Origin of the sequence: Peribacillus sp. NPDC097284, assembly GCF_044761765.1 — a bacterium.
In the GTDB taxonomy this organism is placed as follows: domain Bacteria; phylum Bacillota; class Bacilli; order Bacillales; family DSM-1321; genus Peribacillus.
On record NZ_JBIWCZ010000001.1, the window covers coordinates 1054310 to 1074029 of the forward strand.

Here is a 19720-nt window from a genome sequence, read left to right on the forward strand (position 1 = left end):
CGAATGAACATCATTCGGGTTTTCCTGTTACTCATTGAATTTTTTGAGGCGGTATTGCAGGCTTTGCCTCCGAAGGCCAAGTGCTTTTGCCGTTTGCGAAACGTTGCCATCGAACATTTTCAAGGCATTTTGGATATAGTACTCTTCGACTTCGTTCATGAATACGCTTAATGGACGAATATCTTTTTCATTTTCCGCTACAAACATGTTCCCCGTCGTATCGGAAAGCTCCTCGCTTTGGATCTTCCACCTGAAATAAATCGGCAGCATATCAAAATCAATGGATGTTTCATTCGTCATCGTACTGGTTATATCATCCAGCAATACTTCTAGCTCTTTTAAATTTCCTGGCCAATCATAATCGAGAAAGATCTGTTCCACTTTAGCTGAAAGCCCTTGGATCCGGCTTCCGGTATTATTGCGATAGCGCTTAAAGTAGTCCGATATAAATGGCTTAATATCTTCTTTTCGATCACTTAATGCGGGGACATTTATACAAACCGATGCAAAGAAGTAATATAAATCCTTGGAAAGCTGCCCTTTCTCGATCAAATCAATCGGGTCTTTTCCGACGCTTGCTATAAAAACGTGACTCTCAAGATGTTCCATGAACAGATTAAGAATCCTTTCCTGACCTTCAAGGGAAAGGTATTCCACACGCTCACAAAAAATCGTGACCTGTTCATTTTTATCGATTTGCTGCTTCAGCTGGTCGATCAACGCTTGTTCATCATTCCGGCAAATCAGTGTAATGAAATGATCATTTTCAGGGTTCAAATCATGATGGATCCCTTCTGCAATCATGTCCTTTCCCGTCCCGGACTCCCCATAAAGCAAAACAGGCATCCTCGTTTTGGCAGCCATCTTGGCCCGTTCGATCACCCCTGCCATAAGTGGGGAAACAGCTGTAATGATATCGAATGTGAGGGGTTGCCCATACCGCCGCAATGGTTGATAGGCCATTAATTCCCTCTCGGTAATATCCTTCGATATCTCGACAGCGCCAATCAATTCATCGTCTTTTTTAATCGGCAGGATATCGGAAATCGTCACAATTTCCTGACCGACACGATTCCAGAAATTCATTTTGTAGTTCTTAATCGGCTCACATGTTTTCAGGACCCGGTAAAGATGGCTGTCATTAATTTTAGCGATCATTTCTTGCTCGAATTGATCTTCCTCAAGCGAATGAATCCCTTTTAGCTCCCGCATTTTTGCATTATAGATCACGGTTTTCCCCTGAGCATCCACGGCGTGTATCCCTGCTGAAATATTGTCCGTGATATATTTATAAATCTCGTGCAAATCTTGCTGTTTCATTGGAACACCCCTTTTGAATTTTTGTAAATTTTCGGAAAAGTTATTGTAATATGCCAAAAAATGTTGCATTATATATATATTAACAATAACATAAGTGCACAATTATTTGGCACCCGTGATTATAAGGAGGATATTAAATTGATTCCATACACAACTGAACAACTAACTGACTTTTCAAAAAAGGAAAACCAACAAGCTTACACTGAGGCCATTCAAAAGGTTCAAAGTGAACTTGGAAAAGATTATCCATTAGTTATTGGTGGGGAACGCATTACTACTCATGATAAAATCACTTCTTACAATCCGGCTAAAAAAACCGAAGTCGTGGGCACTGTATCTAAGGCAAACAAAGAACTGGCTGAAAAAGCGATGCAAGTTGCCGATCAAACATTCAAAACTTGGAGCAAAGTAAAACCTGAAGTTCGGGCTGACATTCTATTTAAAGCAGCTGCGATTACAAGACGCCGTCGTCATGAAATGTCTGCAATCATGACAATCGAAGCAGGTAAACCATGGGTGGAAGCAGATGCTGACACAGCGGAAGCCATTGACTTCATGGAATATTATGCGCGTCAAATGCTCGAATTGAAAGACGGGAAACCAGTAAAAAGCCTTCCAGGCGAATACAATAAATTTGGCTATATCCCACTGGGTGTCGGTGTCATCATTTCACCATGGAACTTCCCATTTGCCATCATGGCAGGTACGGCCGTAGCAGCCGTGGTTACGGGGAATACCATCTTACTGAAACCGGCATCGACCACACCAATCATTGCGTATAAATTCATCGAAATTCTTGAAGAAGCCGGCCTTCCAGCTGGTGTCGTGAATTACATCCCAGGACCTGGTGGCGAGGTTGGCGATTACTTAGTCGATCACCCACGCACTCGCTTCATCAGCTTCACCGGTTCACGCGATGTCGGTCTGCGCATTAACCAACGTGCAGCAGCCGTAAACGAAGGACAAATTTGGATCAAGCGCGTCATTGCCGAAATGGGCGGGAAAGATACCATCGTCGTCGACAAAGAGGCAGACCTTGAATTGGCTGCACAATCGATCGTTAAATCCGCGTTCGGCTTCAGTGGCCAAAAGTGTTCTGCATGCTCACGTGCCATCATCGTCGAAGATGTTTACGATACCGTGTTGGACCGGGTGGTTGAATTGACAAAAGAATTAACAGTCGGAGATCCGACCGACCATAACAACTTCATGGCTACCGTCATAGACGAAAATGCCTTCAAAAAAGTGACGAGTTACTTTGAAGTGGCAAAAGAAGAAGGACGCATCCTAACGGGTGGTGAAGCGGATGATTCAATCGGCTACTTCATTCAACCAACTGTTGTCGCAGATGTAGCACCAAGAGCACGCTTGATGCAAGAAGAAATCTTCGGCCCAATCGTCGCCGTTTCCAAAGCAAAAGACTTTGACGAAGCGCTAGAAATCGCCAATAACACAGAATACGGCTTGACAGGTGCCGTCATTTCAACAAACCGTAACCATATCGAACAGGCACGCGAAGACTTCTTCGTAGGGAACCTATACTTTAATCGTGGCTGTACAGGAGCAATCGTTGGGTACCAACCATTCGGAGGGTACAATATGTCCGGAACTTGTTCAAAAGCAGGCGGCCCTGACTTCTTGACGTTGCATATGCAATCCAAATCAGTATCTGAAAAATTGTAAGAACCTCTAGCCCATGTCGAGTTTCTTCCTATTATATAGGAAAGATAAAATCATGAGCCACAAAAAAGGAACAGCCCTATTAATGCGGGCTGTTCCTTTTTTGTGGCTCATATATTCCGAGTTTCTTCTATATATATATTCAGATTCATAGAGTACCTATAACTAAGCCACTCTTTTGGATGTGGGGGTCCATTTAAAGTAGTACAACATTCCGACCAAGATGGACACTATGCCCAAGATTAGAGATATCCCCTTGAAGAAATGGCCCCCAACCGTCGGTGAACTCCAAATCAAACCGCTAATGAGTAACAATAAAACGCCCAGCCCAGTTAGAAAGAAAGCCGATTTTTTCTGGCTTCCCTTACTTACTGTAAGGCCCGTTAGCGTGACTAGATATAATAGTGTCAACATCATAAGTGCCGGGAACAACGGCCTGAACTTGGCCGCGTACACAAGATGGTCCAGATTGGAAATATCCTCCGGGCCTTCAACTTGAGTGTGTAATAGCTCCGAAAAAGGCGTCGAATATTCCCACTCCCATGGATTGTCCAAGATTTCGCTTCCTTCATACCACGCACAAAACGTGAAAATCATAAGGAACAGCATCGCCATTATGACCTGTATTGCACCCTTCATCGTCATGTCCCCTTCCCTCTTACATGGTCGTATACATATAAACCAATAAGAACCAAACCAAAGCATATCCGAAATCAAGCAGATAGACTTTCCTTTTTTCCTTTTGTAAATAGCTTTCCATTCCATCTATAATCGAACTTATACCCGCTAATAGGAAAATCAGCTTTAAGTAAAAGAAATCTTTTCCGTTGATGATTGCCATCACTAAAAGGATGATCATCGCTACCGCAATCATCGTATGAAGGATCATATTCGCTTTTGTTCTTTTCGCATTTCCTCTCTTTATAAAAAATATCCCCATTTGAACCCCCGCCTACATGGTTAATAACATTCTTATTTTTTATTAAAAGGTAAGTAACTCCCTATCCAGTTTAACATAAATATCCAAATTATATGATATTCCTCATCGTTTACCTGTACATAAACGTACTTCCCGGAATACCATAAGGTAACTTCTTGTAAGGGGCGTTGGACTATGAATACAAGCGGAGAAGACCTCCTTATTATAGGGGCATGGATATTGGGAATAGGATCGGTTGTTGAGGCGATTGGGCAGACCCAGCAATCCTTAACAAGTTCTGATTTAGGAAAGGATTTAATTGTTAAAGGCAATGGAATCGAGGCGTTCGGTAATTCGCTGCAAGCCATCGGGAGAACCAAACTGTTCAATCCAGAATATCAACAGCTCTCGCAAATTTATTCGATTATTGGCGCCTGGCTTGAAGCTGCAGGGAATACGGCAAATTCAGTTGGGATCAGTATTGAACTGAGTGGTGAAGAGGAAGAAGGCTTAAAAATTGATACCTTAGGTAGTGGCATCCAAGGAACTGGCGCCGCTTTTGAAGCATTCGGAGGCTATATTTCAGAGGACTCTCCGTTCAGGTCTCTCAGTATTACGGGAAACAGCCTCATATCATTGGGCTCTTTCCTAGTCGCAATCGGCAATATCTTCATCTTACAGGAACACACGGAAATTGGTGAAATAATCTTGTTGGTGGGAGGATGGATTCAAGTCATTGGGGCTTTTGTCTTGATTAACGCCATTACAATTGAGGTAGAATCTGCATCAGCCCCTGTAAATGATAGTGGTAATCCTTATTCGTATCACCACTATCATTTTGCCCATCCCTAAAGGGATTCAACAGGAGCAACCAATTCCACTTTCAATCTATCGGGATCCTCGAAGAATACAGCATAATGGTCCTTCCCACCAGCGAACGGATGCCTGTCGGGATAAAGAATGCGCATTCCCTGCTGTTTTAATTTATGTGTCATCTCATCCACTTCCTGGCGTGAACTTGCATGAAAAGCTAGATGATTAAGCCCTACTCTTCCCCTATGAAAGGGAATTTCGAGAAAACGCTTCTCTGCTTGGACAAACACCACATACAGATCATCGATTCTCCAGCTCCTCCCCCCATCCCATTCCTGGAAAGGACGATACCCTAGCTCTTCCAAAAACCAACTCCAAAATGTCACGGTTCTTTCCAAGTCGGATACATTTATTTCGATATGATGAATGAAACCTTTTGACATGTGCCCACCTCCTTTGTTTTATATCGAAAACGGGTTCATTTTGATATACTACCAGTAACTGGTTTATTTTAGCATAAAAGAAAAGAATAGATGCTTGCAACAGATTTAAACCAGCCGTGAATAAGGAGGAGAACAACATGAAAGACCAACCTAAACACTTCTTTGATAACCAATGGGACGATAGCCATCGTTCATGGTCATTGCCAAGATTACCCTGGACGATGAAACAGACATGGAATGATCTATTGTTTGCCCATTATCCAATAAAGATCGACGTCTTGCGAAAGTTAGTACCTACCGTGCTGCCGATAGATTCTTTTGATGGCATGGGGTGGATAGGCGTCGTTCCGTTTCATATGACTGACATCCGCTTAAGAGGGCTACCTCCCGTTCCAGGCACGGACCGGTTTCCTGAACTCAACGTCCGGACTTATGTCACGGTGGATGGAAAACCGGGGGTGTACTTCTTTAGCCTGGATGCGTCCAATATGCTTGCGGTCAAGACTGCCCAAACTGTATACCACTTGCCATATAAGTTTGCCGATATGAATGTGCAGCGCAGCGGTGATGTCATCGATTATAAAAGCAAGAGAAGAAGTGGCAGTCAAATATTCGAGTGTACATACAAACCAACCTCAGAACCGTATCTTGCCGAAAAAGGTTCTTTCGATGAATGGCTTACAGAGCGTTATTGCTTATATACACTAAACAATAGAGGAGTGCCGCTTCGCTGCGATATCCTGCATAAACCCTGGCCGCTCCAGCATGCTGAAGCGGATATCAGACAGAACACGATGCTGACCAACCAAGGCATTCATGTTGAAAACGACAAGCCCATCTTGCATTTTGCAAAAACATTGGAAGTCCGGATGTGGCCATTGGTCCGTGCGACCGACTAAATGCTTGGATATAGCCATTATATCGGTCAATGTTGAGCATTTATCGGTCTAAATCGGAATATATCGGTCAATTTCGCACATTTATCGGTCAAAATCTACATTTTATCGGTCAACGTAGCATTCCTACAAACGGAGGGGTCATGATGAAAAAATGGATAGGGATGTTGGCATGCAGTTTATTCCTTGTCTCTTGTAATGCTCAAGAATCAATCATTGAGATTGAGTGGGTCGATTTCGTTAAAATCAATGGCAAACAGTATGAAGGGGTCCATTCCGCTATCCTTGCCGATTCCACTTTTATCGGTGAAGAGATAGGAGAAGTGAAGTTCAAAGTCGCGGATCATGTATTCGATGTCAATTACAAGACGAAAGAAGGTGACGCCGCATTCTGGGAAAAGGGTACGGAGGTCTTTTCCGTACAAGGCAAGCCTGAATTTGCTGCTATTCAGTCAAAAGACGAGATCAATGGGTATGCAATCTATCATGAAGTTACGGAGAATCAAACATTTCGGGGCAAATACGAAGACATCGATGAAGAATCGATCAATCGAATAGATATATATAAAGAGGATAAAGATAATCATCCTGTACTGACCCATTCATTATCGGATAAACATGAGATACAAGCTATGACCCTGATACTTAACGAAGGAAAGACGAACGCCAGCTTTAATCCGAATACCAGCCAAGGAGACCCGGCTGGCTATCAACTCGCATTCTATACCGAAGAACCGATCGCCTATACGTTCCCCTTATTTTTCGATGGGGAACAATGGTATTGGATACCATGGGATACCGTTCTTTTATCAGATAATGTTGAGAGATTCATAACCGAAAAATAGAAGACTTATAAACCTGAAAAACTCCCCTTCTTCAAGGGGAGTCGCGGCATGGATTTTATTTGATAATTACATCATGCAATTGAATGAGATAGTTCTTATCTTTCTTTTGACCGTGCGAATCCTTCACCAATTTGCCTCTATAGAGCGTCTTTCCTGTTTTCGCATCGACAATCAGCAATTCATCTGCGGTAATGGCAAAGATGCGTCCATCCTTTATTTCAGTGAAATCAACAGATCCCGGTTTGTAGTCATTTATTACTTTCTGTTTATCGATATCGAAGGTGAGGATATGCATCATCCCTTCCTCCCATCCTGTCACGTAGAGAGTCTCCCCATCAACGGAAAAGTCACTTTCCACAGATTCAAAGGTGATATCCTTTTCATTTGGAATCTTGATTTTTTCCAGTTTCTTCGTGTCATAATGATACGCGTAAAGAGAGCTTTCCCTTTTTTTCTCCGTGAATCCTCCCTCTTCACTATACCTGCCTTTTACTAACGCCAGTAAGAACACATGATTGGCCATCCCTCTATCGACTTTTGACGGCATGGCGAAATGTCCTTCATTGGATGAATCAAATGTTTCGGACAAAAGTGTTTCATCAGCCACCACTTTTTTACCGGCTAAATCGATGGTATAGAGATGGATTTCATCTGTATCTTTTTCATTGTCTGTTTTCACATCATTTTGAGTAAGGATTTGTAATTTCGATTGAACAAATTGGACATCCCTGACTATGATGTTCTCGTATTTTGCTTGTTCTGGGACGTCTATTTCAAAAGACTTTTCTTCCTTGTTTTTCTTTGCCAAACTATCAATAATAAAATTCAAGCTATACTTTCCATTCTTATCATCGCCATTCATGGTTACGATCGTCAGATTATCTTGATCTTCATAATAGGTTTCAATAAATGCTTTACCCCTCATGAATGAACGGTACTCTTTCACTAACCGGTTATAGTTGGGGTCGTAGTAACCGAGTAGGTTTTCATAATACGACCGTTCTTTTGCATATTTCAATTGATTGGATTCCAAACGAAAGGATTCATTTGAACTTCCCTCTTCATACATTCCACTTACAAGGACGGATTCTAATTCTGTTTCGTCACCTTCGATTGTTTTAAATGTAAGTTTGGGAAGGTTTGAAGCGTAAGAAGTTACTTGAGCATAATACGTTCCGATGCTAAATAGACTAACGACGACGATGAGGATGCTGCTGATATATCGTTTCACCCTGTTCACTCTCCTTATATTAGTTGGTGGGACTTTATACGGTTACACGTTTCTTTAACAACCAAGAGCCAAGCCAGATGGAGACGGCTGTAATGATAATCCCCAAAGCGATTAAACTACCGAAGATTTCTGATGGATAAAGAGAGATTCCGTTAGAACCATTCAGCCAAATAGGCGATAGAAACAATGCGCCCGCTAGTACGGAATAAATAATGCCTAGCACAATCCCTTTGATCCGGTAACTTCTTTCCAACATGATGGCTGTAAACAAGACAAACAGGATCATCAGCCCGATTCCATAGGAAATGATAAATTGAGTGAACGAGTTAGGAATGATGAGCGCTAACACTGGTTTGGATCCAAGGATGGTCATCACACTCATTTTTGCGGTTAGGAACACTTCCGGCATCATGGAATTGAATAGAGCATTCTCCATCGGCAGGATGATCAATTGTAAGGCAATCAGTCCTAATACCATCAAGAAAATCGCTGTCGCTTTGGATAAATAGAGAGATAATCTCGTAGTCGGAAGCATCAACAGGCGATAAATAAAAGTATTTTTCCCGAACCAATCACGGTACCAAATGAGAAAGATGTAGAATATAAGGGCAACGGCACACAACGCAATCGGTCCTAAAAACCAGAGCGACCCTGAAACCAAGTTAAAGTTCACTCCGCCATACACTTCTAAATAAGTAGCTTCGGTCAATTTTTCTTCTAACATGGTTTGATCAGTTTTATTTAAGAATCCTTGTACTTTAATGATCACGCCTACAAATTGCGAAAGAATCGTGATCAACAACAATGAAAAATAGATTTTACTAAAACGGTTGATTTCGAAATTGACTAGCTTCATATAACGCATCATCCTTGATACACCTCTCTCATTACATCGACTACTGATTTTCCTTCCTCTTCACGCATATCTTCCGTATTGAACTCTTTCAATACATTTCCGTTTCCAAGTAAGATGACCTTATCGATTAAATGTTCAATATCACCGATTTCATGGGTCGTGATGATAACTCCCCTGTCCTCGATCAAGTGACTGGCAAAGACGTCGGCAATTTGTTCCCGGCTAAACATATCGATGCCGGAAAATGGTTCATCCATTAGCACGTAATCCACATCAAGAGACAGACCCAGCATCAGGTTGACTTTCGCCGTGTTCCCTTTTGATAAATCTGATATCCTTGTGTTTTCCTCCAGTTTGAAAAAATCCAGCAACTCATTGGCTCTTGACTGATTCCATGTTGTATAGAAATCGTTCATGAAAACCATCGCCTGCTTAATCGTCATTTGCGGAAGCATAATCGGAGCGTCCGGAATGAAGGTAATCTTTTCATATCGGTCTGTATCCAGTTTTTCATTATCAATCAGAATTTCCCCGCGATATGGCGTCAATCCCATAATGGCCTTCAACGTCGTGGTTTTCCCTACACCGTTTATCCCGATCAGGCAGGTGATTTCCCCTTTCTTCGCGGTAAAAGACATACCATCCAAGATTTTCTTACGGCCGTACTTCTTAGAGATTTGCTTCACTTCGATCATTTCTCTTCCCCCTCTTTTACATATTTATCTTTCACGACCTGAAGTAGCTCATCAACCGGTACATTAATGGGACGAATGGCCTCTACAAAAGAATCGACCGCAGCAAGAATAAGCTCCTGTCGGACATCATGTAACATCTCTTCATTCGTAGTGATTCGACTTGGGAAATTTCTTTCAGTATGAATCAAACCTTGTTCCTCCATTTCTTTATACGCCTTTTGAGCCGTATTCGGATTAATATTCAATGTTGCCGCCAATTCCCGGCGTGAAGGGATTTCCTGTCCCGCAACTAACTCTCCAATGGCCATCTGTTCTTTGAAATGCCTCACCACTTGCAAATAAACCGGCTCACGGGCATTAAACGAAACGTTCATTAAACCACCCCTATATTTAATAAAAGATCTGATAATCACACTTGGACTCAAGTGTATGTATTAAGTGGTTCATACACCTTATGTATGTACTATACCCGTAATACACTTCAGCTGTCAATATCGTTTTAAAAAATATTTCCATTTTATGATGAAGACGATTCCTCCAAAAATACTCTATAGATAAATGGAAGGCGATTGACAAATCACTACCATGTGATACTATGTACTAGTAGTAAGTATTACTAAATAGCGTATAAAATCCAACAACAAACATATGGGGTGAATTCTTTTGGAGAATCTGACAGAAATGCTGAAAGGGGTGCTTGAAGGTTGTGTGCTTGAAATCATCAGCCGGGGCGAAACGTATGGCTACGAAATTACACAGCAACTACAAAAACTTGGCTTCGTTGATGTAGTGGAGGGCACGGTTTATACGATTACGATGAGGCTTGAGAAGAACAATCTGGTAGACATCGAGAAAAAGCCATCCACGATGGGACCACCAAGGAAATTTTACACCCTCAATGCAGCGGGTCAAGAAAAGCTTCAAGTTTTCTGGACAAAATGGGCATTCATTTCAAGTAAACTGAATGAACTTAAAAACTTACCGATTGAAAGGGGAGACGCAAAATGAGTTTTTTTGAAAAAATAATGGGAAGTTTTGATGAAAAGAGAGAATGGAAAGCGATGGAGGCGCGTGCGAAGGCTCTTCCTAGTGAATACCATAACGCTTACAAAGCGATCCAAAAGTATATGTGGACTGCTGGCGACAGCCCCACCGATTGGGAGGGTACCAATCGTATTTTTTCCGGTATTCTCGATCTTTTCGAGGAAGGTGCAGCGGAAAGCAAAAAAGTCACTGACCTGACAGGTGAGGACGTGGCTGCCTTCTGTGACGAACTAGTGAAGGATGAGCAAACTTGGAAGGATAAGTATCGTAAGAAATTGAACGATACCATCGGACGTATTGATTGAATCTATTTGAAGGATAAGAAGCAAACAATTTTAAAGAGCCTCGCTACGTAGAATGTAGAAGGCTCTTATTATTTTCGAAAAATGTCAGCAAACCCAATGGGCCTGCTGACTTTCCGTTCAGCTTGGATCATTTTCATCCAATGAGAGTGTAACGACTTTTGTATAGTCTCCTTTTGCCACCTCTTCCGGAGTGGCGCTTTCATCCAGCTCCTCTTGCGTTGTGATTCCATCGGCTACGATCGGTTCTTCTTCATGATTTTCGCGCTTTTTCATGGGCTACACCCCTTTCATTGATAGAATATCCAGGAGTGGCTTTTTCATTCTTTATCTACTATACAAATAAAGAGCAGACCTATTCAGGTCCACTCTTGGCCTTATATTATCTTTTTATCGGGCGTTCCAACGTCAGAATTTCATCTTCCATGGAAGAAAACTGTTGTTCCACGACATGTTTAACATCTTGGACGGCCGCGTTATAGAAATGAGGAGCAAGTGTTTCCTTGACGAAATCCAATACTCTTTCCGCGGAAAATTCCGTGATTTCCTCATCTCTTTCTTGCGAGAAGAAATACTGGATATCGGAAATCATTAATTGCTGTTGTTCTTTTGTAAGTTTTATAAACAAAATCGAACACCCCTTCATGGATAGTACATGTAATTATAAATGGTGATGGCCCCCATTTATAGCCTGTTTTTTCATAAAAGAATATGTACAGCACAAAAGTAAAAAAAAAACGACCAACAAAGCAAAAAGCTTCGTTGGCCGTTTCCGTTTAATTACCCTTTTACAGCTAATTCTGCTAGGCGCTGTGCAGAAGCTTTCACTTCTTCCAACCCTGCAGTAATGATTTCTTGTGCTTTATCAGGCATTGCATTGTGACCTTCGATGATGACTTCATCAATGATTTTCATGCCGAATACGCCACCGAATACATTGCGCATGTAGTTCACTGCCATTTCCATTGGAGCCGCTTCCGGAGTTGAGTAAATTCCGCCGCGAGCGTTTAGGAAGATCGCTTTTTTGTCTGTCATTAATTGAACCATGTTCCCATTTGCATCATATTTGAATGCGAATCCTGCCGCATACACATAATCGATGAATGTTTGCAATTTAGCCGGGATTGTTAAGTTCCATAATGGGAACGCGAATACCACTACGTCAGCTGCAGTGATTGCATCCATTGCTTTTTGTTTAGCAGCCAAAAGACGTGATTCAATATCCGTTAACTCTCCGCCTGTTTGCACTTTGCCGAATGCGTTGAAAATTTCTTGACCGAAGTATGGTGTATCTTCTTCAAACACATCGTAAGTCGTTACGTTTACATCTTTGCCTTCTAATGAAGCCATGAACGTTTCGTACATTTTGCTTGAGATACCTTCTGTTGCCGGACGGTTGTTTGCTTTCACTACTAATACATTCATTATATAAAATCTCCTCGTATTAAAATATTTTGATTTAAGTTATCTTCAATTCAAGATATTTATATCTTACAAGAAAGCATGCATATTTGTCAACACACTTGTTTGGAAATTGTTTGAACTTTTATCCAGATTATTGATAATTAGATCATTATCCTCATTCTCTTTCTTTTAAGTGTTCCGCAAATCTTAATAAATAACCGTCAGGATCCATGATTAAAAAACTCTTTTTCCCCTAGGCCTGGAGCATGGAGAATAAAAATTTTCTATGTACTAAAAAGAGGGTGAACCCACTACTAAGTCGCTATCAAAAGACTTAGTAGTAATGGGCTCACCCTGTCTATTCAGAAAAATATTTTTATTCAGCTTCTTTCTTTAATGAACGTATTGTCTTCGTTCATGTAAGCATTCATGAGCAAAAGAATCAAAGTAAGCTTTTAATCCACCTTTACCAAATTGTAGATACATTTTATTGGGATTATAAAGATTTTTTGAATGCAAATATCTCAAGAAATAAATAATTCCCTTCCGCCTCGCTGTAATATTATAAAATCCATATTCAAAAAACCATAAATCAATACGATTAAATATACCTTTATTAATAAAAAATATTTCTGAACACCAATTCACAAACGCTAGATCAGGCAAATATACAGCAATTTCATCTATGATTTCTTTTAAATCTATGCCGTGCATTACATAATCCTCCTTTTTATTTACGTAGACATGCTAAGATCATTCTAAAAGTAATGAAGTAAATAACGGTAATGGACGTATATCCTTTGCGGATGGGAAAATGTTTTGGAAGACAAAGTCATCATGACTGTGCACAGATGTCGATACACACTTTATATCATCTAATTGAAACGAATACATCTTGTTATCCACATTTCCAGAATAGATGATTGTCGCTTCATTTTTTCTAAAAAGCACCATATTCGCTTTTCCTTTTAATGCACGATGTGTTTCTTCCAAAGCTTCTACCGGGCGATTGTATTTTTTATAGTGTTGAAAGAAGTATTGGAAGGCTATTTCGCTATCTGAAGTTCCTTTTAATAACTGAAGAAAAGACGACCGGAAAGACTCATGTTCTTCAAAATTCCCATTATGCCCAAAAGCAAGGGAGTGGTCGGTTGTTAGGTACGGTTGAATATTGAAAGGAGTAATGCTGTTCATCAAGCTAGGCCGACGCAAGTGTATAAAAATTTCTTTGGAGGTTATACCCTTTAGCCTTTCAGATGCTTGTTGATCTTTTCTAATCCCGTCCACGGATTTATAGCAGCGTAACTCCCCTTCAGTGTCCTTCCAAGCAACACCCCAACTGAATCCACCGAGTCCGTATTCGTCCAATAATTTCGCATAACCCAGAACCCATTCCATTGGAATAGAGTTCTGAGACTTTACGATTAATAGTTCACACATACAAGTCCCCTCCTTGCCTAGTTATTCGTAATTCTTCTTTGGAGGGTATGTTTCCAAGGTTTCCATAGATCGACTTCCGATATAATTTCCATACACTTGGCATAATCATCACGATCTATAGCCAGGTAATCTTCATTGGCATCATGGGAGTAAATGCTCCTATCCTGGACATGTGCCAGTCGAACGGCTTCGGCTAACGTCTCATAAATAGTTATCTTTTTTTGTAATTGTTGAATATATGACTTTAACTCTTCTATTTCTTTTTGCTGTTGCAGATCCATACTATCTTCACCTCGTCCTCCGCTTTAAAAGATCTCAAAATACTCCAGGTGTTCCCATTCGGTCACGATATTCGCATAGTCTTCTATGTTATTTTCTTGGACATATGTCGTATAACGATTTATTTCACTTTCTTTCATGCTAATAATATAATTCACAAAGTCTGTTCCCATTTTATTATGGAAAACTTCACTTTCCTTTAGTGAATCCACAGCAGATTGTAGATCTTTTGGCAATAACGGGCGATTATCATTATAGGCTTCTGTACTTAATGGCCCTGGTTGTAGTTTCCTCTCTATTCCATCCAGTCCCGATAAGATTTGTGAAGCCATGTATAAGTATGGATTGGCAGCTGGTTCTCCAGCACGGTTTTCGAAGTGAAGACTATCATCTTCGATTCCACCGATTACACGAATCATCGTCCCACGATTATCTAAACCCCAACCAGCCCGATCAGGGGCTAATGAGTTAGGTTTGAAGCGCTTATATCCGTTTACTGTTGGGGTTGTAAAAACGGTTGCCGCCCTTGCATTTTCTAGGATACCGGCAATGAACTGTTGTCCGATTTCTGAAATGGGACCATCTGAATTGTTTGGTATAAAAGCATTTTCTCCTGTATTTATGTCAATCAAGGATTGGTGTAGATGCCAACCGCTTGAGAAAAACCCTGGAATCGACGGCCTGCACATGAAGGTGGCTAAATATCCATGACGTTTACAGATTTGTTTTACAGCTGTCCGAAATAAAAGCATGGTATCCGCTGTATCAATCCCTTTCATTGGTGCAAACGTAAATTCTAATTGACTTGGCCCCCATTCATCCTCCATCGTGAGCAAAGGTAAGTCCAATTGTTGGATATTTTCAGCGATTATTTGTAAGATGTCATCTATTTCATCATTATGCGCTTCCAGTTGATATTGATAGCCGCGCGCAACCGGTACTACTTTTGGAGGTTGCCCTGGGCTACCAGGCGCTCCAAGTAATGAGGCATCTATTTCATCGTCTACGATTTTGGTTAAGGAAAATTCCACTTCTAATCCGGAAAGTAGGTCATAGCCTTTGGAGTTTAGTTCTTTCAATGCCTTTTTACAGATTTGACGGCTGTCATAGGGGAGAGGGTTACCATTTTTCAAATAGGCATCACATAATATCCATCCAGTATGTTCAGCCCATGGAAGAGATTTAAATGTAAGGGGATCAGGTACGAGTGTATAATTTGGGCAGCCGGTCATTTCATCTGAATCGAATCCGCCGCCTTTCATAAAGGGGTTATATACAATGGCATTGGCTGTATCGAAAAATAGGGGACCCGTATTAAAATCAATCCCGTTTTTCATAGCCCCTAAAAATGCTGGAATGGTTAAAGTTTTAGCCCGTGATATACCATGTTGATCCGACCATGCGACACGTATCAAACGTAAACCCTTTTCTTTAATCACGGCATGGATTTTTTCAACGGCTTCACTTTGTTCCGTATTCCATAAGTTAAAACGATCGATAAATCCCCGGTTTTTTACGATTCCTTGGCTATTCATATACAAATCTCCCCTTTTTTTATAAAATAAACGTCATATTTTCATGGCCTTGATCGCAATCAATCAAATTCACTTGCTTAACGGCTATTTTCCATTGATTGTTTTCCTGCACTAATCGATAGCCATTCCAGCCTGCATATGATTTTTGTTTACCATTACGAAACTCGGATACCAAGAAGTTAGTGCGGGCCCGAAGATCTTTTTGGTTGGATTCTTTCCATACCTCTATATTGCTTTGCAAACGAATGGTTCTTGAACTTGGGATCTGTGACCAGGCATATCCAGTACGAAGACGGTAGACCCGGTCTTCCAAGCGGCGTCGATCATCAAAAGCAATGGATACTTGTTTTTTCGGATTACCTCCACCGGGTATAGATGGAATCCAATATAAACATTCAGAAGAAAAGAGGTTCAGCCAATCTTCTAGCTTACCTTCATCCAATAAACGTGCTTCTTGATACAGGAATTTTTCAATTTCCCTCGTTATTCCATCGTCTGCAACACCTACGTCTAATTCCCAGTCTTTTAAATGATCGATTAACTGGTTGTAGTAATCGTTATCCATATAATTCGAGAACTTGGAACTATCTACTTTCATGTTTGATCCCTCCTATTCTTAATGATGTGCACCTGAATGGACTTTGCTCGTCATCAACCTTTTCCACTCTTTGTAGTAATTACGGATGTACAGTTCATCCGTGACCGGTCCGGTTATCACACCTTGTTCGTTCGTGGATTGTTGATTGGAAAGGCCAAATCCCCTTTCGGTATTGATCCACTCCACTTCCGAAATAGACAGTCCCCGTTGGCACTCCTCGAAGTTCGTCATATCATCAGGTTCCCCGAATGCCGGAAAGTCTTCCTGGCTTCTCATACGCAATGTATTTATTTCCTCAGGCAACCCTTCAACTGCAGTGGAATACCATATCAACTCTGTACGATCTACAGCATGTGGCTGAATCACTTGGACTTGATTGCCTATGAACAATAGGTTTGGAAAGATATTAAGATTCATCTGGGCACCAATTGCCTGATCTAATAATGCATCTGCCTCATCGCCGTATTTTTGACGGACATTCCCTTCATTAACTTCACGTCCTGGCTGTGCTCTTTGTTGTGCCCAGTACTCACCTGTTTCACTATAGTTAGGACGTTGATCGATAAAAGTATGACCATTCCCCAAATACTGTACGTACATTGGACCGTAATCAGGGTTCGCAGAGAAATAAGTCATATCTTTGTTTTCCCCCATTCTTCCACCCATTTCAAGCAGGGAGCGGTGTGAGAAAGTGACATGATAACCATCTGCCGCATTATCGTATGTCAATTTCCAATTTCCTTTGTAAATCATCCGGTGTGCATTACCAAGGATGATCCTTTTTCCATCATAGCGATCGAGCCATTGATCCATTAATTCTTTTGCCGCCCCAAGATGTTCCTCCAAACTAGGAGCCTCTTCATTTAAAGTAGCAAAGATGAATCCACGATAACTCTCGACTCTTGGTACTTGCCCTAATCCTAGTTCATCTTTATTAAAAGACTCCCCATATCCCTTGGGCCATGGGACACCAGCCAGTTCTCCATTATTCCGAAAGTTCCACCCATGATATGGACAAGTGAATACTTTTGCTGAACCCTTTTCCGCTCGGCAAACCGTCGCCCCTCGATGCGTACATCTATTGAATAGGACTCGAAAAACTCCATCTTTGTCCCTTACAGTTATGATAGGACGTTGGCCGAGGTAGCCCGTCTTAAAGTCATTATTATTGGGCACTTCACTTTCGTGTGCTACATAGACCCAAGTCTGCCCGAAAATATTCACCATTTCTTGTTCGAAAATTTCCGGTTTAGTATATAAATGCCGATGTACTCGGTTTGGCTGGATTAGTTCATCCCAATTTTGTTGCTTCATTAGCTTATCCCCCTCTAGACCTTTATTGAGCTAAGTACCCTCCATCTACAACGAACGAAGATCCTGTAACGAATGATGATTCTTTGGAAGCTAGAAATAGGATACAGTTCGCAACTTCTTCCGACTCGCCATATCTGCCGATTGGATGGGCTCCACCAACTGCACTCCAAAAGTTCTCCAGATCATCCGTGTGCGTTTCATTAATCTGGTTCGTTTTTGTTGCGCCTGGCGCTACACAATTCACTCGAATTCCCTCTTTCCCATAACGGGTAGCTAATGAACGGGTTAGTTGAAGAATACTGGCTTTAGTCATGTTATATAAATAGGTGCTTTTCCCCATCATCTCTTGACCGACGAAGGCTGAAATCGAACTCAAATTGATAATGACCCCACTCTTTTGTTGTACCATCGTTGGGATGACCGCTTTACAGGTGAGAAACATGCTTTTTACATTCGTCGAGAACACTTGATCGAATTCCTCTGTTGAAGTCTCCGTTATATCTTGAATCCAATGAATACCTGCATTGTTAACCAGAATATCAATTTTCCCGTACCGTTTTATTGCCGCATCGTGCAACTGTTGAACAGTGGTTTCTAGAGAAATATCACCAGGAACTAACACGCACTGATCAGGATTTGATAATTGCGAAACTACTTCTTCTAACACCGCTGCATTTATATCATTTAAAACTAAATATGCGCCTTCTTTTGAAAATCGTTCAGCCGTGGCCTTACCGATACCACTGGCTGCCCCCGTTATGATAGCTACCTGATTCTTTAATTCTTCACTGTTTGACATACTTCTTCCTCCTTCAAAAACGGCAAGATTTCTTCAGGATTCAAGCCTAAGTCCATGGTTCCGATTAAATCTAGGCATGCATCTTCGTTAGGTGGCATAATGGGTGCTGTCACCGCATCTCTAAGCATTCTTTCAAATGGCAGTCCTTTCATGAGACCATGTGCACCACAGGCAATTGTAGCTGAACGAACTACACGGCCAGTCGTTTGGGCGGCAATGTACTTCGCACGGAGACACGCCGCTGTCGTTTCAGGGCCCGGCCCTTTTGTATCATGTAACCAAGCGGCATGATAGACTAGGAATCGAGCGGCCTCGAGATCCGCGAATATCTCTCCTGCACGTGCTCTCATGGCCGGGTGATAGCCCATGGGTTGAGAAAAACCTTTTGGTTTTCTTGTCATCAACGTTTCCTTCACCCAGTTCCCGACCCCGCGCCCGATTGCGTAATACATCGATGCAAACGTCCCGAAAGCCCAGGCTGCGTTTTTCATAATAAACGAATTCAAAAATTCTTCCGTTTTATGAATGGCATTTCCCTCCGGAACAAAAACATTTTCATAGACTACTGTGTTACTGCGCGTTGCACGCATACCCAAAGTATCCCAAATGTCGATTACAGAAATCCCTTCCGATTTTGTTGATAAAAAGAAACCGATGCTGCTTTGTGGATTCTCGCTTTCTTCCGGATGGGCGTATAGATACACATAGTCACTTGCTTCAAACATCGACGCAAATGCTTTTTTTCCATTTAAGATATAACCTCCTTCAACCTTCTTCGCTTTTAAGGAAGGGGTATAGGATTGCCCTATTAAACTAGAAGAGGTTGGTTCCGAAACAGATTGGCACAATAGTGCGCCTTCGTTGATGACTAGATCGGCAATATACTGTTTCTTTTCATCACTAATTTCAGGGTTTTCCATAATGGCTGCCGTTCCAGCTACATGCATATTCCATGACATCATGGTTGCCGCACAGCCTTGTGCAAGCTCTTCAACCGCAATCGTGTAACCGAGGAACCCTTCTCCAAGCCCTCCAAATTTCTTTGGAATCGTTAAACCGAAAAATCCAGCCTCTTGTAATTTCTTATAATTTTCCACTGGAGCTGACCGTTCTTCATCATGCTTCGATGCACGAGTTGCAAAGTCTTTCGCTAGTTCTCTACACGTTTCTTTTAACTTCATTTGTTCGTTTGTCATTTGAAAACTAATTGTCATATAGGTATCCCCAATCTATCGATTATTTTTCAATGATTTCATGCCGTGTGTAATACCAGTTTAAAAAGCCTTCAATCGCTTATTTTTTCTAAA

The 19720-nt window shown here is 41.4% G+C and carries 25 protein-coding genes; 6 read left to right on the top strand and 19 right to left on the bottom strand.

Annotation, left to right across the window (positions count from 1 at the left end; genetic code table 11):
• Positions 1–27: 27 nt before the first annotated feature.
• Complete coding sequence (locus ACIQXU_RS05220; RefSeq protein ID WP_402987165.1) at positions 28–1320, bottom strand: AAA-type ATPase lid domain-containing protein; 1293 nt, start codon at positions 1318–1320, stop codon at positions 28–30.
• A gap of 138 nt (positions 1321–1458) precedes the next feature.
• Between ACIQXU_RS05220 and pruA the strand changes: the two genes are divergently transcribed.
• Positions 1459–3003: an L-glutamate gamma-semialdehyde dehydrogenase gene (gene pruA, locus ACIQXU_RS05225; protein ID WP_402987167.1), complete on the top strand. Its 1545-nt coding sequence runs from the start codon at positions 1459–1461 to the stop codon at positions 3001–3003.
• Between the two features lie 162 nt (positions 3004–3165).
• On the opposite strand, the gene ACIQXU_RS05230 is transcribed toward pruA, so the two are convergent.
• Positions 3166–3639 carry a DUF4306 domain-containing protein gene (locus ACIQXU_RS05230; protein WP_402987169.1) on the bottom strand — a complete coding sequence of 158 codons (474 nt, stop codon included), beginning with the start codon at positions 3637–3639 and terminating at the stop codon, positions 3166–3168.
• 19 nt (positions 3640–3658) lie between these two features.
• On the bottom strand, positions 3659–3940 hold the full coding sequence (locus ACIQXU_RS05235) for a hypothetical protein (protein WP_402874078.1): 282 nt from the start codon (positions 3938–3940) through the stop codon (positions 3659–3661).
• 174 nt (positions 3941–4114) lie between these two features.
• On the opposite strand from ACIQXU_RS05235, the gene ACIQXU_RS05240 reads away from it, so the two are divergent.
• Positions 4115–4771: a DUF6944 family repetitive protein gene (locus ACIQXU_RS05240; RefSeq protein ID WP_402987171.1), complete on the top strand. Its 657-nt coding sequence runs from the start codon at positions 4115–4117 to the stop codon at positions 4769–4771.
• Here the strand turns inward: ACIQXU_RS05240 and ACIQXU_RS05245 are convergent.
• The gene (locus tag ACIQXU_RS05245) at positions 4768–5175 is read right to left on the bottom strand and encodes a VOC family protein (RefSeq protein WP_402874072.1); all 408 of its coding nucleotides are present in this window, start codon (positions 5173–5175) and stop codon (positions 4768–4770) included. The two genes, ACIQXU_RS05240 and ACIQXU_RS05245, sit on opposite strands and share 4 nt — an antisense overlap.
• A 137-nt stretch (positions 5176–5312) precedes the next feature.
• Between ACIQXU_RS05245 and ACIQXU_RS05250 the strand changes: the two genes are divergently transcribed.
• Together ACIQXU_RS05250 and ACIQXU_RS05255 are read left to right on the top strand one after the other, a co-directional pair.
• Positions 5313–6074, top strand: coding sequence for a YqjF family protein (locus ACIQXU_RS05250; protein ID WP_402987173.1), 762 nt, complete (start codon positions 5313–5315; stop codon positions 6072–6074).
• 143 nt (positions 6075–6217) lie between these two features.
• Complete coding sequence (locus ACIQXU_RS05255) at positions 6218–6916, top strand: hypothetical protein (RefSeq protein ID WP_402957271.1); 699 nt, start codon at positions 6218–6220, stop codon at positions 6914–6916.
• 55 nt (positions 6917–6971) lie between these two features.
• Here ACIQXU_RS05255 and ACIQXU_RS05260 read toward each other — a convergent pair whose 3' ends face one another.
• The 4 genes from ACIQXU_RS05260 to ACIQXU_RS05275 are packed head-to-tail and all read right to left on the bottom strand — an operon-like array spanning position 6972 to position 10072.
• Positions 6972–8147, bottom strand: a complete 1176-nt coding sequence (locus ACIQXU_RS05260) for a hypothetical protein (protein ID WP_402987175.1) — start codon at positions 8145–8147, stop codon at positions 6972–6974.
• A 34-nt stretch (positions 8148–8181) separates the two neighbouring features.
• Complete coding sequence (locus tag ACIQXU_RS05265; RefSeq protein WP_402987177.1) at positions 8182–9003, bottom strand: hypothetical protein; 822 nt, start codon at positions 9001–9003, stop codon at positions 8182–8184.
• Positions 9004–9011: 8 nt separating this feature from the next.
• Positions 9012–9698 carry an ABC transporter ATP-binding protein gene (locus ACIQXU_RS05270; RefSeq protein ID WP_402987179.1) on the bottom strand — a complete coding sequence of 229 codons (687 nt, stop codon included), beginning with the start codon at positions 9696–9698 and terminating at the stop codon, positions 9012–9014.
• A complete protein-coding gene (locus tag ACIQXU_RS05275) occupies positions 9695–10072 on the bottom strand; it encodes a GntR family transcriptional regulator (protein ID WP_402957265.1) in 378 nt (125 codons plus the stop codon). Before ACIQXU_RS05275 ends, ACIQXU_RS05270 begins: the two co-directional genes overlap by 4 nt.
• A gap of 289 nt (positions 10073–10361) precedes the next feature.
• Between ACIQXU_RS05275 and ACIQXU_RS05280 the strand changes: the two genes are divergently transcribed.
• Both ACIQXU_RS05280 and ACIQXU_RS05285 read left to right on the top strand, forming a co-directional pair.
• On the top strand, positions 10362–10706 hold the full coding sequence (locus ACIQXU_RS05280) for a PadR family transcriptional regulator (RefSeq protein ID WP_402987181.1): 345 nt from the start codon (positions 10362–10364) through the stop codon (positions 10704–10706).
• Positions 10703–11047, top strand: coding sequence for a DUF1048 domain-containing protein (locus ACIQXU_RS05285; protein WP_402957263.1), 345 nt, complete (start codon positions 10703–10705; stop codon positions 11045–11047). Before ACIQXU_RS05280 ends, ACIQXU_RS05285 begins: the two co-directional genes overlap by 4 nt.
• Positions 11048–11164: 117 nt before the next feature.
• Here ACIQXU_RS05285 and ACIQXU_RS05290 read toward each other — a convergent pair whose 3' ends face one another.
• From ACIQXU_RS05290 to ACIQXU_RS05340, 11 genes are all read right to left on the bottom strand, one after another.
• Complete coding sequence (locus ACIQXU_RS05290; RefSeq protein ID WP_402957261.1) at positions 11165–11320, bottom strand: hypothetical protein; 156 nt, start codon at positions 11318–11320, stop codon at positions 11165–11167.
• Positions 11321–11426: 106 nt separating this feature from the next.
• On the bottom strand, positions 11427–11672 hold the full coding sequence (locus ACIQXU_RS05295) for a DUF2164 domain-containing protein (RefSeq protein WP_402987183.1): 246 nt from the start codon (positions 11670–11672) through the stop codon (positions 11427–11429).
• Between the two features lie 152 nt (positions 11673–11824).
• Positions 11825–12469 (bottom strand): FMN-dependent NADH-azoreductase, encoded by a 645-nt coding sequence (locus ACIQXU_RS05300; protein WP_402874033.1) that lies wholly within the window; start codon positions 12467–12469, stop codon positions 11825–11827.
• Positions 12470–12841: 372 nt separating this feature from the next.
• Positions 12842–13162 carry a hypothetical protein gene (locus ACIQXU_RS05305; RefSeq protein ID WP_402987185.1) on the bottom strand — a complete coding sequence of 107 codons (321 nt, stop codon included), beginning with the start codon at positions 13160–13162 and terminating at the stop codon, positions 12842–12844.
• Positions 13163–13201: 39 nt separating this feature from the next.
• The gene (locus tag ACIQXU_RS05310) at positions 13202–13888 is read right to left on the bottom strand and encodes a class II glutamine amidotransferase (protein ID WP_402987187.1); all 687 of its coding nucleotides are present in this window, start codon (positions 13886–13888) and stop codon (positions 13202–13204) included.
• Between the two features lie 17 nt (positions 13889–13905).
• On the bottom strand, positions 13906–14169 hold the full coding sequence (locus ACIQXU_RS05315; protein WP_402987189.1) for a hypothetical protein: 264 nt from the start codon (positions 14167–14169) through the stop codon (positions 13906–13908).
• A 24-nt stretch (positions 14170–14193) separates the two neighbouring features.
• A complete protein-coding gene (locus ACIQXU_RS05320; RefSeq protein WP_402874022.1) occupies positions 14194–15702 on the bottom strand; it encodes a glutamine synthetase family protein in 1509 nt (502 codons plus the stop codon).
• Positions 15703–15721: 19 nt separating this feature from the next.
• Entirely contained in the window at positions 15722–16300 is a 579-nt protein-coding gene (locus ACIQXU_RS05325) for an aromatic-ring-hydroxylating dioxygenase subunit beta (RefSeq protein WP_402874019.1), read from the bottom strand.
• Between the two features lie 18 nt (positions 16301–16318).
• The gene (locus ACIQXU_RS05330; RefSeq protein ID WP_402987191.1) at positions 16319–17614 is read right to left on the bottom strand and encodes an aromatic ring-hydroxylating oxygenase subunit alpha; all 1296 of its coding nucleotides are present in this window, start codon (positions 17612–17614) and stop codon (positions 16319–16321) included.
• Between the two features lie 22 nt (positions 17615–17636).
• Positions 17637–18413, bottom strand: coding sequence for an SDR family NAD(P)-dependent oxidoreductase (locus tag ACIQXU_RS05335; RefSeq protein ID WP_402987193.1), 777 nt, complete (start codon positions 18411–18413; stop codon positions 17637–17639).
• The gene (locus tag ACIQXU_RS05340) at positions 18392–19627 is read right to left on the bottom strand and encodes an acyl-CoA dehydrogenase family protein (RefSeq protein WP_402987194.1); all 1236 of its coding nucleotides are present in this window, start codon (positions 19625–19627) and stop codon (positions 18392–18394) included. Before ACIQXU_RS05340 ends, ACIQXU_RS05335 begins: the two co-directional genes overlap by 22 nt.
• Positions 19628–19720 lie beyond the last annotated feature (93 nt).